This window comes from Streptomyces sp. RKAG337 (genome assembly GCF_023701715.1).
Lineage (GTDB): Bacteria > Actinomycetota > Actinomycetes > Streptomycetales > Streptomycetaceae > Actinacidiphila.
Map to the genome: position 1 here is coordinate 2,501,149 of NZ_JAJOZA010000001.1, position 16,847 is coordinate 2,517,995.

At 70.9% G+C, this 16,847-nt stretch carries 17 protein-coding genes and 1 pseudogene; 7 read left to right on the plus strand and 11 right to left on the minus strand.

What is annotated here, in order from left to right; genetic code table 11:
* Window positions 1-70 precede the first annotated feature (70 nt).
* From LNW73_RS10750 to LNW73_RS10775, 7 genes are all read right to left on the minus strand, one after another.
* The gene (locus LNW73_RS10750; RefSeq protein ID WP_250989773.1) at window positions 71-1,798 is read right to left on the minus strand and encodes an ABC transporter ATP-binding protein; all 1,728 of its coding nucleotides are present in this window, start codon (window positions 1,796-1,798) and stop codon (window positions 71-73) included.
* Window positions 1,795-2,784, minus strand: coding sequence for an ABC transporter permease (locus tag LNW73_RS10755; protein WP_250989774.1), 990 nt, complete (start codon window positions 2,782-2,784; stop codon window positions 1,795-1,797). The genes LNW73_RS10750 and LNW73_RS10755 overlap by 4 nt, the downstream gene beginning before the upstream one ends.
* Window positions 2,781-3,779, minus strand: coding sequence for an ABC transporter permease (locus LNW73_RS10760; protein ID WP_374118074.1), 999 nt, complete (start codon window positions 3,777-3,779; stop codon window positions 2,781-2,783). The genes LNW73_RS10755 and LNW73_RS10760 overlap by 4 nt, the downstream gene beginning before the upstream one ends.
* A complete protein-coding gene (locus tag LNW73_RS10765; protein WP_250977592.1) occupies window positions 3,776-5,494 on the minus strand; it encodes an ABC transporter substrate-binding protein in 1,719 nt (572 codons plus the stop codon). Before LNW73_RS10765 ends, LNW73_RS10760 begins: the two co-directional genes overlap by 4 nt.
* 176 nt (window positions 5,495-5,670) lie before the next feature.
* Window positions 5,671-5,763 carry an Ms4533A family Cys-rich leader peptide gene (locus LNW73_RS36660; protein ID WP_374117326.1) on the minus strand — a complete coding sequence of 31 codons (93 nt, stop codon included), beginning with the start codon at window positions 5,761-5,763 and terminating at the stop codon, window positions 5,671-5,673.
* A gap of 82 nt (window positions 5,764-5,845) precedes the next feature.
* Complete coding sequence (locus LNW73_RS36325) at window positions 5,846-7,270, minus strand: DUF3152 domain-containing protein (RefSeq protein WP_250989775.1); 1,425 nt, start codon at window positions 7,268-7,270, stop codon at window positions 5,846-5,848.
* A gap of 8 nt (window positions 7,271-7,278) precedes the next feature.
* Window positions 7,279-8,304: an alpha/beta fold hydrolase gene (locus LNW73_RS10775; protein ID WP_250989776.1), complete on the minus strand. Its 1,026-nt coding sequence runs from the start codon at window positions 8,302-8,304 to the stop codon at window positions 7,279-7,281.
* A gap of 105 nt (window positions 8,305-8,409) precedes the next feature.
* On the opposite strand from LNW73_RS10775, the gene LNW73_RS10780 reads away from it, so the two are divergent.
* The 4 genes from LNW73_RS10780 (at window position 8,410) to LNW73_RS10795 (ending at window position 10,183) form a co-directional block, all read left to right on the plus strand.
* Entirely contained in the window at window positions 8,410-8,646 is a 237-nt protein-coding gene (locus LNW73_RS10780; RefSeq protein ID WP_250980495.1) for a hypothetical protein, read from the plus strand.
* Between the two features lie 102 nt (window positions 8,647-8,748).
* A complete protein-coding gene (locus LNW73_RS10785) occupies window positions 8,749-9,390 on the plus strand; it encodes a TetR/AcrR family transcriptional regulator (RefSeq protein ID WP_138350982.1) in 642 nt (213 codons plus the stop codon).
* A 171-nt stretch (window positions 9,391-9,561) separates the two neighbouring features.
* Window positions 9,562-9,792 (plus strand): DUF3107 domain-containing protein, encoded by a 231-nt coding sequence (locus LNW73_RS10790; protein WP_250977589.1) that lies wholly within the window; start codon window positions 9,562-9,564, stop codon window positions 9,790-9,792.
* 112 nt (window positions 9,793-9,904) lie between these two features.
* The gene (locus LNW73_RS10795; RefSeq protein ID WP_250977588.1) at window positions 9,905-10,183 is read left to right on the plus strand and encodes a hypothetical protein; all 279 of its coding nucleotides are present in this window, start codon (window positions 9,905-9,907) and stop codon (window positions 10,181-10,183) included.
* 20 nt (window positions 10,184-10,203) lie between these two features.
* Here LNW73_RS10795 and LNW73_RS10800 read toward each other — a convergent pair whose 3' ends face one another.
* Complete coding sequence (locus tag LNW73_RS10800) at window positions 10,204-10,941, minus strand: ferritin-like fold-containing protein (protein ID WP_374117421.1); 738 nt, start codon at window positions 10,939-10,941, stop codon at window positions 10,204-10,206.
* Window positions 10,942-11,158: 217 nt separating this feature from the next.
* On the opposite strand from LNW73_RS10800, the pseudogene LNW73_RS10805 reads away from it, so the two are divergent.
* Both LNW73_RS10805 and LNW73_RS10810 read left to right on the plus strand, forming a co-directional pair.
* Window positions 11,159-12,968: pseudogene (locus LNW73_RS10805) on the plus strand (DEAD/DEAH box helicase); the annotation flags it as partial.
* 155 nt (window positions 12,969-13,123) lie between these two features.
* Window positions 13,124-13,981, plus strand: a complete 858-nt coding sequence (locus LNW73_RS10810; protein ID WP_250989777.1) for an alpha/beta fold hydrolase — start codon at window positions 13,124-13,126, stop codon at window positions 13,979-13,981.
* A gap of 4 nt (window positions 13,982-13,985) precedes the next feature.
* Here the strand turns inward: LNW73_RS10810 and LNW73_RS10815 are convergent, their stop codons facing one another.
* Window positions 13,986-14,882 carry an NYN domain-containing protein gene (locus LNW73_RS10815; protein ID WP_250989778.1) on the minus strand — a complete coding sequence of 299 codons (897 nt, stop codon included), beginning with the start codon at window positions 14,880-14,882 and terminating at the stop codon, window positions 13,986-13,988.
* A 124-nt stretch (window positions 14,883-15,006) separates the two neighbouring features.
* On the opposite strand from LNW73_RS10815, the gene LNW73_RS10820 reads away from it, so the two are divergent.
* Window positions 15,007-15,147 carry a hypothetical protein gene (locus LNW73_RS10820; protein ID WP_187145002.1) on the plus strand — a complete coding sequence of 47 codons (141 nt, stop codon included), beginning with the start codon at window positions 15,007-15,009 and terminating at the stop codon, window positions 15,145-15,147.
* 84 nt (window positions 15,148-15,231) lie between these two features.
* On the opposite strand, the gene LNW73_RS10825 is transcribed toward LNW73_RS10820, so the two are convergent.
* Window positions 15,232-15,840 carry a MarC family protein gene (locus LNW73_RS10825; RefSeq protein WP_250977586.1) on the minus strand — a complete coding sequence of 203 codons (609 nt, stop codon included), beginning with the start codon at window positions 15,838-15,840 and terminating at the stop codon, window positions 15,232-15,234.
* 145 nt (window positions 15,841-15,985) lie between these two features.
* Window positions 15,986-16,843: a PHP domain-containing protein gene (locus LNW73_RS10830; RefSeq protein ID WP_250989779.1), complete on the minus strand. Its 858-nt coding sequence runs from the start codon at window positions 16,841-16,843 to the stop codon at window positions 15,986-15,988.
* Between the last annotated feature and the right edge of the window lie 4 nt (window positions 16,844-16,847).

The window sequence follows — 16,847 nt, forward strand, 5'->3', positions numbered from 1 at the left end:
TTTCTCGGACTCCGGCTCCGGCTCGGACTCCGGCTCGGACTCCGGCTCGGACTCCGGCTCGGACTCCCGCTCAGACTCCGGCGAGTCCCTTCCGGCTCGCGCGCCGCGCCGCGGACTCGACCGGGTCGAGCACCGGCACGGCCGCCAGCAGGCCCTTGGTGTAGGCATGCTGGGGCGAGTCGTACACCGCGTCCGCCGGCCCCTCCTCGACGATCTTCCCGGCCCGCATGACCGCGACCCGGTCGCTGACCTGCCGCACCACCGCCAGGTCGTGCGCGATGAAGACCAGCGAGAGCCCCAGGTCACGCTGCAGTTCGCCGAGCAGCGCGACGACCTGGGCCTGGGTCGTCACGTCGAGCGCCGAGACCGGCTCGTCGCAGACGATCAGCTTCGGGGACGGCGCCAGCGCCCGCGCGATCCCGACCCGCTGCCGCTGGCCGCCGCTGAACTCGTGCGGGTACCGGTGGTACCAGTCCGGTTCCAGCCCGACCCGCTCCAGCAGTTCTCGTACCCGCTCGACGACGGCCTTGTCCGTGAACTCGCCCGCGGCCCGCAGCGGGTCGGCGATCGACTCGCCGATGCTGCGCCGCGGGTTCAGCGACGAGACCGGGTCCTGGAAGACCATCTGCAGCTCGCGGCGCAGCGGTCGCAGCGCCTTGTCGCCGAGCTTGCCGATGTCCCGGCCGTCGTAGCGGAGTTCACCGGCAGTGGGGTCGAGCAGCCGCACCAGCATCCGGCCGAGGGTGGTCTTCCCGCTGCCGCTCTCGCCGACGATCCCGAGCGCCTCGCCCCGCCGGACGGTCAGCGACACGCCGTCCACGGCGGTCACGGTGTCCTGGCGCTTGCCGAACTCCCGGCGCAGGCCGACCGCTTCGAGCAGCGGCGCTTCCGGCCCCGGCGCCACGACCGCCGTCGGCTCGTCGCCCGTCCGCTGTTTCACGAGGACGGCCGGCCGCGCCGCGTCCACCTGCGGCACCGCCGCGAGCAGCGCCCGGGTGTAGGGCTCGCGCGGGTCGTCCAGTACGGCGCTCACCGCTCCGCGTTCGACGGCGGCGCCGTTCCGCATGACGAGCACGTCGTCGACGCTGCCGGCCACCACCCCCAGGTCGTGGGTGACGAGCAGCAGCCCCATGCCGGTCTCGGCGCGCAGTTCGTGCAGCAGGTCGAGGATCTGGGCCTGGACGGTGACGTCGAGTGCGGTGGTCGGTTCGTCGGCGATCAGCAGCCGCGGTTCGCAGGCCAGCGCCATGGCGATGAGCGCGCGCTGCCGCATGCCGCCGCTGAACTCGTGCGGCCGGGCGCGCGAGCGCCGGGCCGCGTCCGGGATGCCGACCCGGTCGAGCACCTGGACGGCCCGCTCGCGGGCGGCCCGCCGGGTGGCCTTCACATGGACGCGGTAGACCTCGGCGATCTGGTCGCCGATCGCGTAGTACGGGTCGAGCGAGGAGAGCGGGTCCTGGAAGACCATCGCCGCCCGGCCGCCGCGCAGCCGCCGCAGTTCGGTGTCGTCGGCGCCGAGGACGTCCGTCCCGGCGACCCGTACGGTGCCGCCGGTCCGCGCGCCGGTCCCCCGGTGCAGATCCAGCAGGGCGTACGCGGTGGCGCTCTTGCCGGAGCCCGACTCGCCGACGATGCCGAGGGCGCCGCCCGCTTCGAGCCGGAAGCTGAGGCCGTCGACGGCCCGTACGGTGCCGGAGGCGGTGGGGAAGTCGATGACGAGGTCCCTGACCTCCACCAGCGGCTCGGCGAGGCCGGCCGTGGCGGCGGGACCCACAGCGGAATCAGTGGCCGCGCTCATGCCAGCACCACCCTTCGGTCGGCCAGCGCGTAGAGCACATCAGCGGCGGCGTTGGCGAGGACGACGGCGAAGCCCATGACGAGCACGATGCCCACCACGACCGGCAGGTCCTTGAGCTCCACGGACTGCACGAGTTTCTGGCCCAGGCCCGGCACGTTGAACAGCGACTCGGTGAGCAGCGCGCCGCCGAACATCGTGCCCAGGTCGAGCGCCGACAGCGCGATCACCGGGGTGAGGGCGGCGCGCAGCGCGTGCCGCCCGATGATCGCGCGCTCGCTGACGCCGTAGGCGCGGAAGGTCCTGATGTGGTCCTCCGCCAGCGTCTCCAGCATGGAACTGCGGGTCAGCCGGGCGTACTTGGCGGACTCGACGAGCGCGAGCGCCAGCCAGGGCAGCAGCAGGTTCCAGGCCCACTGCTGCGGGTCGTCGGTGAACGGCACGTAGGAGGGGTAGGGCAGCCACTGCAGCACCGAGCAGAAGAGCATCAGCAGCAGGATGCCGATGATGAACACCGGGGTGGCGGTGCCCGCGAGGGTGAGCCCGGTGAGCAGCCGTTCGGTGGGCCGGCCGCGGCGCAGGGCGGACAGCACCCCGGTGCCGACGCCGAGGATCAGCCACAGGACCATCGCGCCGAGCGCGAGGGAGGCAGTGGCGGGCAGCTTGGCGACGAGGATGTCGGTGACGAGTTCGCCGGTGCGGTACGACTGGCCGAAGCAGGGTGCGGAGCAGTGCACCGTGCCGGTGCCGGTGCTGTAGTCGCGGCCGGTGGCGATGCCCTGCAGGAAGTGCCAGAACTGTACGTACACCGAGTCGTTCAGGCCCATCTGCTCGCGGATCTGCACGAGTTGGGCGGGTGAGCACTTGGGCCCGCAGGACAGTTGCGCGGGGTCGCCGGGCGCCCAGTAGAAGGTCGCGTACAGCACGACGGCCAGCACCAGCAGGACCACCGCGGCGGAGACCGTGCGGCGCAGCAGGAAGCGGATCATGACGCGGCCTCCTCACGCTTGCGGCCGGTGCCGACGCGGAGCCGGCTGGCGGCGCGCGGGTCGAGCGCGGTCCTGATGCCGTCGGCGAGCACGGTGAACGCCAGCACGCTGATGAACAGCATCGCGGCGGGCAGCAGCACGTATGCGGGGTCGGCCTCGTACCAGGTGTTGGCGCTGGAGAGCATCTGACCCCAGGACGGGGTGGGCGGCTTCACACCGATGCCGAGGAACGAGAGCCCGGACTCGATGACCATGTTCGCCGGGATGAGCAGGGCGGCGTAGGTGATGACCGGCGCTACGAGCGACGGCAGCAGTTCCCGGCGGGCGATCCGCCAGGTACCGGAGCCGGCGAGCCGGGAGGCGGCCACGTAGTCCAGTGACTTGAGGCTGAGCACCTGCGCCCTCACGAGCTTGGAGATGCTGCCCCACGCGACGAAGCCGATGATGAGCGCCAGCAGCAGCGGGCGCGGGAAGCCGTCGGGGACCACGGCCATCAGCGCGATGGCGAAGACCAGCGCGGGCATGGTGATCATGACGTCGGTGACGCGGCTGAGCAGGTTGTCCACGAAGCGGTTGCCCAGCCCGGCGGCCAGGCCGGTGCCGACGCCGACGAGGATCTGCACGAGGGTCGCGCCGAGGGCGACGGCCAGCGAGATCTGGGCGCCGTGCACGAGCCGGGAGAACATGTCGCGGCCGGTGCCGGGTTCGACGCCGAGCCAGTGGTCGCCGCTGATCCCGCCGAAGGAGCCGAGCGGTACGCCGCCGGAGGCGGAGTCGATCAGCTCGGGGTGGTAGGCCGTGGTGTTCTGGCCCTCGACGGCGCTCAGCAGGGGTGCGGTGAGCGCCACCAGGACGAGGAGTGCGATGACGGCGGTGCCGGCGACGGCCGCGCGCTGGGCGCGCAGCCGTCGCCAGACCTGCCGGGCCCCCGGGGCGGGGGCGGCGGGATCGCCGACCGCCCCCGCCTCGACGGCCGTCAGGTCCTGGGTGGTCACTTGACCGAGACCTGCGAGATGTCCAGGACGCCGGTCCAGTCGCTGATCACGACGTTCTTGATGTCCTTGCCGAACAGCCGCTTGTAGACCGGGTGGAAGAGCGGCACGGTGACGGCCTGCTCGCCGATCTTCTGGTCCAGCGCGCCCCAGCGGGCCGCCGCGGCCTTGAGGTCGGTCAGCTTGTTGATCTCGTCGATCTCCTTGTTGACCGCCGGGTCGTCGAGCTGCGCGTTGTTGAAGTTGGAGCCGTCCTTGACGATCTGCCGGCCGTCGAAGATCGGGCCGAGGAACGGACCGCCGGACGGCCAGTCCGCGCCCCAGCCGGTGAGGAAGAAGCCCGGCTCGGTGGACACGTTGTGGATCTTGTCGCCGAACGCCTTGTGCTCCTGGCCGTCGAGCTTGACGGTGATGCCCGCCGCCTTCAGCGCGTCCTGGACGGCCGTGGCGACCTCGGGGCCCTGCTCGTCGGCCTTGGTGACGTCATGGGTGAGCGAGACGGTGATCCCGTTCGGGTAGCCGGCCTCCGCCAGCACCTGCTTGGCCTTGACCGGGTCGCCGGTCTTGCCGGCCGGGAACGGGTCGTACGGCGTGTAGCCGAAGGACGCCTGCTCGGGCAGGTAGGTGGTGGCCTGGTCGGCGAGCGAGGAGCCGCCGACCGCGTTGACCACGGTGGTGCGGTTGACCGCGTACGCGATGGCCTGGCGCACCTTCGGGTTGTCGAACGGCTTCACCTTCGGGTTGAAGGCGATGTAGTCGGTGTAGCCGAAGTGGCCGGTGCCGACCCGGCTCGCGAGCGCCTTGTCGCCGTTGACCTTGGCCAGCTCGGCCGGGCCGAGGTTGGTGTCGGTGGTGACGGCCGCCGCGTCCTTGCCGGTGCCGGTGGACAGCCGCTGGTTGATCACGGCCTGGTCGAGTCCCGACTGGACGTCGATGCTGTCCGGGTACGCCTTGCGCTGGTCGTCGGTGGCCTCCGACCAGTTGGGGTTGCGCTCCAGGACCAGGTGCTCACCGTTGTTCTCGTTCTTGATCACCTTGTACGGGCCGGAGGAGACCGGGTGCTCCGCGTACTTGGTGCCGGTGTCCTTCGCCTTGGGCACCGGGGCGAACGAGGTCTGCGTGGCCAGGAACGGGAACTCGCCCTCGGGCTTGTTCAGGTGGAACACGATCGTCTTGGCGTCCGGCGTCTCCACCGAGGCCAGCCCGTTCTTGTCCTTGTACGGGCCCTGGTACGCGGCACCGCCGATCAGCCAGTCGCGCAGGTAGGGCGCGCCGCCGGACAGCTCGGCCGCGAAGGAGCGCTCGATGCCGTACTTGATGTCGGCGGTCGTGATGGGCGAGCCGTCCTCGTACTTCAGGCCGTCCTTGAGGTGGTACGTCCAGACGGTGGCGTCCTTGCTCGGCTCACCGGTGGTGGTGGCCAGGTCCGCGGCGACCTTCGAGCCCTCGGCGCCGTTGGCCCGGGTGCGGGTGGTCAGTGTGCGGTAGACCAGCGAGGGAACGTTTCCGCCGCCCGAGGTGTACAGGCGGGCCGGGTCGAAGTCCTCCTGGGCCTGGTTGTTCAGCACGTAGAGGGTGCCGCCCTTGGCGGGCTTGGCGTCGGTGGAGGCCTTGGCGCCGCCGCTGTCCTTCGGGCCGCAGGCGGCGGCCCCTCCGGCGAGGGCCAGACCAACGGCTACCGCTGCCACGCGGCGGGATATGAGGGACAGTTGACGCATGAGAGATCGGCCTTTCGCGGCTGCGAGGTATGACGGCAGGATTCAACGAATACCCGCGGGCAGCAGCAGCCGATTCCCCTCGACGGAGAAATGGCTCGAACTCAGGGGGGTGCGTCTGCCCACGGATGGACAGCTCGGGGCGGAGGCGGAAAGCCTCTACGCGACCGAACCGTGGGTCACCGACAGAGAATGTCGGCTACGCAGATTTCGGCCACGCCGATGAGCACCAGCTTGATGCTGGCGTCCTCGGCGGCGTGGCGGTGCGACATGGGAGAAGAGTGAACGACGATCCCGCCGATGTCAAAATCCGGTCGGCGGGATCATGCCTGACCAGGCGGTCGAAACCGCTGGTCAGGCCTTCGGGAACGGCCAGGCGTTGGGCTTGCAGGTGGGGCCGCCGTCGAGCGACAGGAACTTCGTCTGCTGCATCATGACCGGCGCCAGCTCGCCCGCCTTCGGGCAGCCGACATGGCCGTGCCCGAGCCGGTGGCCGACCTCGTGGTTGATGAGCATCTGCCGGTACTCGTGCATCCGGTCGGGGCCGAACGTCTCGGCACCCTGCGCCCAGCGGAACGCGTTGATCATGGTGCGCTCGGTCGACGCGGCGTCACATGACACATTGTCAACGGTGATGTCCAGGTCGGATTTCGCACACCACTTGGCGGTGGTGCCGGGGCTGGCGAGCGTGACGACGATGTCGACGGGGCCGGATGACACCCGCTCGAACGTCTTGATCCCGCCGTGCCCCCAACTCCGGTCGTCGTTCAGGGTGGTGAAGACCGTCCGGGTGAAGAGCGCGGAGTCGAGCGGCAGGCCCTTCTCCACATCCACCCGGAAGCGCAGCACCTTCCCCCTGCCGGGCGCCGGGTCGTGTCCCGGCATCGTCTGGAACTGGCCGCTCAGGGCCAGCTTGGCGTCGAGCGGGTACTGCTTCGCCATCAGCTGGTCGTAACTGGCGACGGCCACGGCGGGTGCGTTGGACGGTGCGACGCCGGGCGTCGGACGGTCCTTCGACCGTGAGGCCGCGTCGCTGCCGTCGCGGGTCGCCCCGTCGGAGGCCCCGGCCTCGCTGTGCGCCGCGCCACCGCTGCCGACCTGCCCGGCGACGACCACGGCGAGCACCGTCACCACCGCGGCGGCGGCGATCCCGGTGAACGCACGGCCCTTGCCGCCGCTCTTCCGGCCGGTGTCGGCGGTCGTGTCCTCCGGTAGGTCGGAGTCCGGGACGGGCTCCGGCTCGGGGACCGTCTCCTGCCCGGCACGCTGCCGGGGTATCCGGCGGCCGGGCGGGGCCTCGAAGGACTGCGGCGGGAGCACCGGCTCGTCGAACGTCTGCCACTGGTCGGTGTCGTACGGGTCCTGGCCGGGGTGGACGGGCCGCTGGAACGTCTGCCACTGCCCGGTGTCGTAGGGATCCGGGACGGGCAGGACGGGCTCGTCGAACGTCTGCCACTGACCGGTGTCGTACGGGTCGGGGAGCTCGTCCGGCCGGTAGCCGGTGCTCCGGCCGCGGCCGCTCTCCGCCGCCCAGCCGTCCTGGGCTCCCCAGGCGGCGTGCTCACGGTGCTCGGGGTGCGGGCGGGAGTCCGGGTGGTCGCCGACGACGTAACCGCCGTCGTAGCGGGCGCCCGGCGCCGGCGTCCGGGACGGGACGGAGACGGGAACGCCGACGTCACCCCGGCGTCTGCGGCCCTGGCCTGACCGGCCGCCGCCGAGGGTGCTCGATATGTCGTTGTCGCGGCTCTGCCGGCCGCCGCCCGCGCTGTGCTTCCCCACGCCCTGAATCAGCTCCTGCTCGCCGCGTCGCTCGTCTTGTCGTTCATTACGCGTGCGTCCGTCTCATCGTTCACCAAGTGACCGTCCGTCTGATCGAGCAGGTCCCTGAAGGCCCGTGCCACCACGTCAGGGTGCTCCATCATCGCGACGTGCCCGCTGTCGGGCAGCGTCACCAGCCGGGAGTCCCGGAACGCCTGGGACGCCTTCCGTGCCATCCGGAAGGAGACCAGCTTGTCGCGCCCCCCGTAGACCAGCAGCGTCGGGGCGAGCACCCGCTCCGCCTGCCGCCACAGAGAGTGTTGTCCACCCAAGGTGTACGCGTTGACGATGCCCCGTGTCGAACGGACCATCGCATCCCAGAAGTACGGGAGCGCGATGCGCCGTTCGTACTCCTCGACCGCCTCCGCCCGCGCCCGGTCACCGACCGACGAGGCGTCGCCGTAACACAGTGTGAGCAGTTCCTGGGTGCGCCGCTCGGCCGGCCAGTCCCTGGTCGCCCGCAGATAGAGCGCCGGAATCCCCGGCATCGAGACGAGCGCCGTCGGCCACGCGCTGCGCTGCGGCGGAAGTTCCGGCAGCGCGGGCGACACCAGTGTCAGCGTCCTGACCAGGTCGGGACGGGCCGCCGCGACCTTCGTCGCCACCGCGCCGCCCATCGAGTTCCCGAACAGGTGGACCGGACCCCGGTCACCCGACTCGATCAGCCGGACCACCGCCCGCGCGTGTCCGGCGATCGAGTAGTCACCGTCGTCCGGCGGCGGCGAGAAGCCGAAGCCGGGCAGATCCGGTGCCTGGCTGTCGAGCCGGTCGGCCAGCCGGTCCATCAGTTGTGTCCAGTTCTGCGACGAACCGCCCAGTCCGTGCACAAGAACGGCCGGTTCGAGTCCGTCGCGCTCCGAGGTCCGCTCGCGGACCACCAGAGAAAGGCCGGGCAGACTCACATTTCGCTGCGTTTCCCCTGGTCCGAGCCGCGGCCCCTGTGGGGGGACGGCTGCGGGAGCGATCGCAGCTTGAGGAGACTCCGTCGAGGACATGGGGCAATGTTACGAGACGATCACGCATGCGCTTGTGTGTTCGCCCTCACAGGCTGCGCTCGGGACCCCGCGCTCCTACGCTCGACAGTGAGGAAGGGAGTCACCGTGTCCGACGAAATCCAGATTTCCGAGGATGAATTCGAGGCCGCCGCCGACGATCCGGCCATCGAGATGGACATCGAAACCCCCGAAGCCGATGCCGCCGAGCAGCACACCGATGTCGTGCAGCGGCACGACGCCCCGGCCGGGGAGGACTCCGATTCGCCCGTCGCGTCCGCCGATCCCGTGGACGTCGCGGAACAACGTCGTGTCGTCAACCTGGACGAGGAGGACTATCGCTGAAAGGTTCCAGGTAGTGAGAATGTGCTCTCGCACCGCGCACAGCCCCGTTACCGAAAAGTACGATGGCACCCGCAGTGTTCCTTCAACAGATTGGGAGGCGGCGTGACAGCCATCGAGCACACTCAGGCACGCCCGCGCGGCACCCGCCTGCCCCGCCGGGCCCGCCGCGAACAACTCCTGGGCGCGGCCCAGGAAGTGTTCGTCGCCCAGGGCTACCACGCCGCCGCGATGGACGACATCGCCGAGCGGGCCGGCGTCAGCAAGCCGGTGCTCTACCAGCACTTCCCGGGCAAGCTGGAGCTGTATCTGGCACTGCTCGACCAGCACTGCGAGTCACTGCTGCAAGCGGTGCGTACCGCACTGGCCTCCACCTCCGACAACAAACTGCGCGTCGAGGCGACCATGGACGCCTATTTCGCGTACGTGGAGGACGAGGGCGGCGCCTTCCGGCTGGTCTTCGAATCGGACCTGACGAACGAGCCCGCGGTCCGCGAGCGCGTCGACAAGGTCTCGCTGGAGTGCGCCGAGGCGATCTGCGAGGTCATCGCGGAGGACACCGGGCTGCCCCGCGAACAGTCGATGCTGCTGGCCGTCGGCCTCGGCGGCGTCTCCCAGGTCGTGGCCCGCTACTGGCTCTCCAGCAACAGCCAGATCCCCCGCGACACCGCCGTCAACCTGCTGACGTCGCTGGCCTGGCGCGGTATCGCCGGTTTCCCGCTGCACGGCACGGACGGCCACCACTGACGGCCGCCGGCCACCGCTGACGTCCCCGGCGGACGGGCACCGCCGGTTATTCCCCGTCGCTGTTCGCTACCGGCGTTCATCATCTTCGGATTCCACGCCTCCGAGCCCGGCTAGTGTTTCCTGCGTACGGCGCGAAGACGCGCACACCGCCAGACCTGGAGGTACAGAGCCGTGGAGGTCAAGATCGGCGTGCAGCACGCGCCGCGCGAGATCAGCATCGAGAGCGCGCAGTCGGCCGAGGAGGTCGAGAAGGCGGTCGCGGACGCCATCTCCGGCACGTCCCCGCTCCTGAGCCTGGTGGACGAGAACGGCCACAAGGTCCTCATCCCGGCAGCCAAGCTCGCGTACGTGGAGATCGGCCAGCCCGCCAGCCGGAAGGTCGGCTTCGGCGCGTCGATGTGACGACACGGAGGGCCCGCACCCGTAATCGGGTGCGGGCCCTCCGTTTTGTCCGGCTCCCCGAAGGGGTAGGACCGTTATGCAACGGTCGGCCCCCTCGGGAAGGACCCCGTACATGTGGGAAGCAGTCGCATTCGCCGCGCTCGGTCTGGGCATCGCCTACGCCGCCACGCACTTCTTGCCCGAACGCTTCCCGTCCCGCGTCCTCGTCCTCGCCACCGGCCCGATCGCGGCCCTGGTCGGGGGCCTGATCACCCGTACGGTGCTGGGCGCAGGCCACGCGGCCGTCACGCTTCCGGTGTCGGCGCTCGTCGCGGCGGCGCTGCTCAGCCTGCTCGTCCGCCCCGCGGACGACCGGCGCTTTCTCCGCCACTCGGTCGCGGGGCGGGCCTGAGGACCAGGCCTGAGCGACGGTCAGGCGGCCAGCCCGAGTGCCGCCATCCGCTTGGTGTGTGCTTCGGTGATCCGGGTGAACATCCGGCCGGCCTCGGCCAGGTCGAAACCGCCGGCCACTCCCCCGACGAGCATCGTCGACAGCGCGTCCCGGTCGGCGACGACGCGCTGCGCCTGTGACAGCGCCTCACCCATCAGCCGCCGCGCCCACAGCGCGAGCCGGCCGCCGACCCGCGGGTCCGCCTCGATGGCGGCGCGGACCTTCTCGACGGCGAAGCTGGCGTGGCCGGTGTCGTCCAGTACGGCCAGGACGAGCGTGCGGGTGTCGGTGTCGAGCCGCGCCGCGACCTCGCGGTAGAAGTCCGAGGCGATCGAGTCGCCGACGTAGGCCTTGACCAGACCCTCCAGCCAGTCCGACGGGGCGGTCTGCCGGTGGAACTCGTCCAGCGCGGCACCGAAGGGTTCCATCGCCTCCTTCGCCGAGGCACCGATCTCGGAAAGCCGGTCCCGCAGCCGCTCGAAGTGGTGGAATTCGGCCGCCGCCATGGCGGCCAGCTGAGCTTTGTCCTCAAGCTCCGGCGCGAGCTTCGCGTCGTCCGCGAGGCGTTCGAACGCGGCCAGTTCGCCGTAGGCCAGCGCACCCAGCAGATCCACCACCGCGGCTCGGTAGTGGGGGTCCGCGGAAGCTCCGGCCCAGTCCAGGGCGGCGATTCCGGTGGCAGGTGCGGTCGTCTCGTCAGGCGTCTCCATGCTGCGCACAATAGCCAAGTCCGGCTCCCGCCGGACCACCCCCGTAGCCCCCGCCGAAACATTTGATCGGGTGCAGCTGCGTGATTCCGGGGTAGAGTGGTAATGCACTCCGCCGATTTTCGGCAATTTCCTGTGCACTGTACGCAGTATCTGGATGCCCGGTCGGTGGCCCGATCGGCTCCTACACCGACCGCCCTCCTGACAGCAGGAGGGGCCCACTCGCGGCATGTGCGAGGGCAGCGGTCCCGCGCTTCTCAGCCACCCACGGCTGGACGACACCTGCGCGGTCAGCGCCCGGCGTTCCTTTCCGGACGCGGACGCTCGACCCCCCTCACAGCCCAGTGCCGCGTCTCACAGAAGAGGCAAGCATCCTGACCACCACGACTTTCCGCAGCCTCGGAATCCTTTCCGAGACCGCCGAGGCCCTTGAGGCTGTCGGCATCATCAATCCGTTCCCGATCCAGGAGATGACCCTTCCGGTCGCCCTGGCGGGCAATGACATCATCGGCCAGGCCAAGACCGGCACCGGCAAGACGCTGGGCTTCGGCCTGCCGCTGCTGGAGCGCGTCACCGTCGCCGCCGACGTCGAGGCCGGCCGTGCCAAGGCCGAGGACCTCCCCGACGGGCCGCAGGCCCTGATCGTCGTCCCCACCCGTGAGCTGTGCCAGCAGGTCACCAACGACCTGCTGACCGCCGGCAAGGTGCGCAATGTGCGCGTCCTGGCCATCTACGGCGGCCGCGCCTACGAGCCGCAGGTCGAGGCCCTCAAGAAGGGCATCGACATCGTCGTCGGCACCCCGGGCCGGCTGCTGGACCTCGCGGGCCAGAAGAAGCTGAACCTGAAGTCGGTGCGCGCCCTCGTCCTGGACGAGGCCGACGAGATGCTCGACCTGGGCTTCCTGCCCGACGTCGAGCGCATCATGGCGATGCTGCCGCCGAAGCGCCAGACGATGCTGTTCTCGGCCACCATGCCGGGCGCGGTCATCAACCTGGCCCGCCGGTACATGTCGCAGCCCACGCACATCCGCGCCACCTCGCCGGACGACGAGGGCGCGACTGTCGCGAACATCACGCAGCACATCTTCCGCGCGCACTCCATGGACAAGCCGGAGCTCGTCTCCCGCATCCTGCAGGCCGACGGCCGTGGCCTGGCCATGATCTTCTGCCGCACCAAGCGCACCGCGGCCGACATCGCCGACCAGCTCGCCCAGCGCGGCTTCGCCTCCGGCGCGGTCCACGGCGACCTGGGCCAGGGCGCCCGCGAGCAGGCGCTGCGCGCGTTCCGCAACGGCAAGGTGGACGTGCTGGTCTGCACCGACGTCGCCGCCCGCGGTATCGACGTCGACGGTGTGACGCACGTCATCAACTACCAGTCGCCGGAGGACGAGAAGACGTACCTCCACCGCGTCGGCCGCACCGGCCGCGCCGGCAAGACCGGTATCGCGATCACGCTGGTGGACTGGGACGACATCCCGCGCTGGAAGCTCATCAACAAGGCGCTGGACCTGCCGTTCGACGAGCCGGAGGAGACGTACTCCACCTCCGCGCACCTGTACGAGCTGCTCAACATTCCGGCCGGCACCAAGGGCATACTGCCCCGGGCCGACCGGACCCGTGCCGGCCTCGGCGCGGAGACCGTCGAGGACCTCGGCGAGACCGGTGGCCGCGGCAAGACCGGTGGGCGCAAGCCCGCCGTCGCCGCCGCGGTGGCGACCGTCACCGAGGAGCGTCCGCCGCGGACCCGCACCCCGCGTCAGCGCACCCGCACCCGTGCCGGTGAGACCGTCGCCGGTGAGACCGCCGCCGTCGCGGTGGACGCGGCCGCGGCCGTGACCCCGGTCGTCGACGTGGCGGACACCGAGGGCGAGGCGAAGGCGGCCCCGCGCCGCCGTCGCCGTACCCGCGCCGCCGCTCCGGCCGCTGAGGGCGCTCCGGCGGCCGTGGTCGAGGCCGCTCCGGCCGAGGCTCCCGCCGCCGAGGGCGACGAGGCCAAGCCGGCCCGCCGCCGCCGTCGTACCCGTCCCGCGAAGGCCGAGCCGGCCGACGGCTGACCGACCCGCGGAACAGCACAGCGGAACAGCACCACCAGCAACGCCGACGCCCCCGGTTCTTCACCGGGGGCGTCGGTGTTCGTCGGTGTGGTGTCGCTGTCCGCAACCTGTCGTACACACGCATCGCGTAATCTCACGGCATGAGCAGACCGCCGACACTGGAGCTGCCCGAAGGGGCCCGTGCGTACCGCCTCGCCACCGCGAGGGGCGACTTCGCGGTGCTGGACGCCGGAACGGCGGTCCTCGGCACCGCCCTGCTGGTGCCCGGGTTCACCGGGAGCAAAGAGGACTTCATCGCGCTGCTCGAACCGCTGGCGCTGGCCGGCTACCGGGTGGTCGCGGTCGACGGCAGGGGGCAGCACGAGACGGGCGGCCCGGCCGACGAGAGCGCGTACGCCCAGGCCGAACTGGCCGCCGACGTCCTCGCGCAGACCGAGGCGCTGGGCGGTCCGGGTCCGGTGCACGTACTGGGCCACTCGCTGGGCGGGCTGATCGTGCGGGCGGCGGCGATCGACGCGGTGCCGCCGTGGGAGTCGCTGACGATCATGAGTTCCGGGCCGGCCGCCATCGACGCCGAGCAGCAGGCCAGGACGCGGATGCTCGTCGAGGCGCTGCCCGCGATGGGGATGGAGGCGGTCTGGCAGGCGATGCGCGACATGGACGCGGAGAACGCCGACGCGGCGGATGTCCCGCCCGCCATCGCGGAGTTCCTGTACCGGCGCTGGATGGGCAACGTCCCGGAGCAGCTGATCGCGACCGGCAGGCAGCTGATCGCGGAGCCCGATCGGGTCGCCGAGCTGGCCGCCGTACCGATCCGCACGCTGGTGCTCTCCGGCGACGTCGACTACGCGTGGCCGCCGGAGTGGCTCGACGACATGGCGCTGCGGCTGGGCGCGCGGCGGGTGGTCATCAAGGGCGCCGAGCACTCACCGAACGTGGAGCAGCCGGAGGCCACGGCCGAGGCACTGATCGATTTCTGGAGCCCGAAGGGCGAGTGAGGAGTCAGAGCTGGGCGGTGAGGTGGTCCCAGAAGCCGTCGCGCAGCGAACGTCGCAGGTCGGCGTGGGCGCGCAGCGAGATGCCGAGCAATCCCTCGGCTTCGACGAGCAGTTCCTGGTCGTAGGCCGGCGGCAGATAGGGCCGGCCGGGCAGCAGTTCCGCGAGGGTGTCGCGGCCCCGCACGGCGAGCCACTGGCCGGCCACCCGGGCGCCCACGAAGTGCACGTCCGCGCGCGAGGGCACCGGCGCGTCACCGTACTCGGGCACCGGCCGACGGGTCAGATACGGCTTGCAGAACTCGAGGTCGAAGGTGCGCTGGCTGTCGACCTCCCAGAGCAGGGGGTCCGCCTGGTTGCGTCCTTCGGTGGCCTCGATGCCCCACAGGTGCACGCGCGCGCCGTAGCCCTGGGCCGCCTCGACGGCGGACACCAGGTCCTCGTCACCGCCGATGAGGACCGCGTCGCTGATGGCGCGGTGCCGGGCGAGCGATTCGAGGTCGGTGCGGATGAGGGAGTCGACGCCCTTCTGCTGGCGGCTGGCGTTGAGGTTGCCGAGCCGGACCTTGACGTCGGGGAGCTCGGCGATGCGCTCCTGCTCGCGGGTGTGGATGCGACGGCGGGCGCCGTCGTACCAGTAGACGCGGAGCAGCCGGCTGTCCGGGAAGAGCGAGCGCGCCTTGTCGATGAACGCCTCGATGATGCCCTCGGCGTCCAGGTCGAAGGTCTGCCGGTCCTCGGTGCCCGCGACGAGGCGGCCCGCGGCGGCGTAGACGTAGCCGGCGTCCACGAACACGGCGTGGGTGGCGGGGGTGGTGGCGACTTCGGCCAGGACCCGCTGGAGGAGCTCGTTGGTGCGCTCGATACCGGCGGCCATGGCGGCCAGCACGTTGTCGTTGTCCATAGGTCCGCCATTGTCCCGTACTCGCGAGTACTTAGGCTCGGAAAAGTTTTCATTAGCGTAGGGAATGTTTTAGCGAGGGGGTTCGTTGACTACTCATGGACAGTGCGACGAAGGGAGAAGCACCATGCGCTTCGAGATCATGCGACTCGACGACCGGAACGGCACCGCTGTGGACAGCACAGTCGTGGACGCCGCCGCCGTCAACAAGATCGTCCAACAGGCCGCGGCCATCGGCCAGCGGATCTACATCCGACCGGCGATCTGAGACAGCATTCGACGACGGCGCCCCTGTACGCACGACGTACAGGGGCGCTTCTGCGTCCGGTGGGCGATGCGGGGGCCGTCCGGGTCAGCCCTCGCCGTGCACGAACCCCAGCACGCCGTTGGCCACCTGCTGAACGGCGATGGCCGAGAGCAGCATCCCGGACAGCCGGGTCACCAGCACCACACCGCCCTCCTTGATGAGCCGGATGATCGCCAGCGAGTAGCGCATGACCAGCCACAGCACGACGTGCATGGCGGCGATCGCCAGCCACACCGACGCCTGCTGGCCGAAGCCGTGGGCGTTCTGCACCGCCAGGATCACGGTCACGATCGCACCGGGCCCGGCGAGCAGCGGCATCCCCAGCGGCACCAGCGCGACGTTCACGTCCTTGGTCTGGGTCGGCTCGTCCATCTTGCCGGTGAGCAGGTCGAGCGCGATGAGCAGCAGCAGCAGACCACCGGCGATCCGCAGCGCGGGGACCGAGACATGCAGGTAGTCGAGGATCTGATGGCCGAAGAGGCCGAAGACGGTGATGACGCCGAAGGCGACGGAGGCCGCCTGCCAGGCCATCCGGCGCTGCACCTTGGTGGCGCGGCCGGAGGTCAGCGCGAGGAAGATCGGGGTGATCCCGGGCGGGTCCATGATCACGAAGAGCGTGACAAAGACCGACCCGAAGAGGGTGACGTCGAGCATTTCAGTGGGGGCTTTCCGCGGTGGGCCGGCAAAACGGGCGGGGCGCCGGCGCCTGAGGCCAGGGCATCAGGACACACGGCAGGAACGAGCGGCGGGGAGGCGGCGGGACGCCGGGCGTCGGGGCCGCCGGGGGGCGGGAGAAGCGCTAGACGGCGCTGATCGGGACCGCGCCGGTCGCCCTGCGCGCGATCTCCCGGTACACCTCGGGGTCGGTGACGCACTCCCCGAGCCGACAGGCCTTGCGGCTGCCGTGGTAGTCGCTGGAGCCGGTGGCGAGCAGCCCCGCCTCGGCGGCGAAGCCGCGCAGCCGGGCCCGGGTGGCTTCGTCGTGGTCCATGTGGTCCACCTCGATGCCGTCGAGTCCGGCCGCCGCCAGAGCGGCTATGACGCTCTCCGGAACGGTCTCGCCGCGCTTGTGGGCGCCCGGGTGCGCGAAGACGGTGACCCCGCCGGCCGCCTTGACCAGGCGTACGGCGTCGAAGGGGTCGAATTCGTGCTTCCCGACGTACGCGCGGCCGTCGTTGGCCAGCCACTGGTCGGTGAACGCGTCGGAGACGCTGTCCACGACGCCGAGGTCGACGAGCGCGGTCGCGATGTGCGGCCGGCCGACGGAGCCGTCACCGGCGATCGCGGCGACCTGCTCCCAGGTGACGGGGACGCCGAGCTCCTGGAGCTTGCCGACCATGGCCCGCGCGCGCGGCACCCGGTCGTCCCGTACGAGCTCGCGCTCCCGGAACAGCTCGGGCTCGGCGGGGTCGAAGAGGTACGCCAGCATGTGCATGCTGATGCCGTCGACCTTGCAGGACAGCTCCGCGCCGGTCACCAGCGTCAGCGGCGACCCGAGGTCGTACAGCGCCTTGGCGGCCTCGTCATGGCCGCCGACCGTGTCGTGGTCGGTGATCGCCACGACGTCGAGACCCGCGGCGGCGGCGTTGCGCACCAGCTCGGCGGGGGTGTCCGTACCGTCCGAGGCCGTGGAGTGGGTGTGCAGGTCGATGCGCACGGCA

Coding starts and splice junctions, on each gene's coding strand:
- LNW73_RS10755 (WP_250989774.1), bottom strand. CDS start 2,784: ATGATCCGCTTCCTGCTGCGCCGCACGGTCTCCGCCGCGGTGGTCCTG.
- LNW73_RS10765 (WP_250977592.1), bottom strand. CDS start 5,494: ATGCGTCAACTGTCCCTCATATCCCGCCGCGTGGCAGCGGTAGCCGTT.
- LNW73_RS10820 (WP_187145002.1), top strand. CDS start 15,007: ATGCGCTTCGAGATCATGCGACTCGACGACCGGAACGGCACCGCTGTG.
- LNW73_RS10775 (WP_250989776.1), bottom strand. CDS start 8,304: ATGTCCTCGACGGAGTCTCCTCAAGCTGCGATCGCTCCCGCAGCCGTC.
- LNW73_RS10795 (WP_250977588.1), top strand. CDS start 9,905: ATGTGGGAAGCAGTCGCATTCGCCGCGCTCGGTCTGGGCATCGCCTAC.
- LNW73_RS36660 (WP_374117326.1), bottom strand. CDS start 5,763: ATGTCGCACCGCCACGCCGCCGAGGACGCCAGCATCAAGCTGGTGCTC.
- LNW73_RS10810 (WP_250989777.1), top strand. CDS start 13,124: ATGAGCAGACCGCCGACACTGGAGCTGCCCGAAGGGGCCCGTGCGTAC.
- LNW73_RS10815 (WP_250989778.1), bottom strand. CDS start 14,882: ATGGACAACGACAACGTGCTGGCCGCCATGGCCGCCGGTATCGAGCGC.
- LNW73_RS10825 (WP_250977586.1), bottom strand. CDS start 15,840: ATGCTCGACGTCACCCTCTTCGGGTCGGTCTTTGTCACGCTCTTCGTG.
- LNW73_RS10750 (WP_250989773.1), bottom strand. CDS start 1,798: ATGAGCGCGGCCACTGATTCCGCTGTGGGTCCCGCCGCCACGGCCGGC.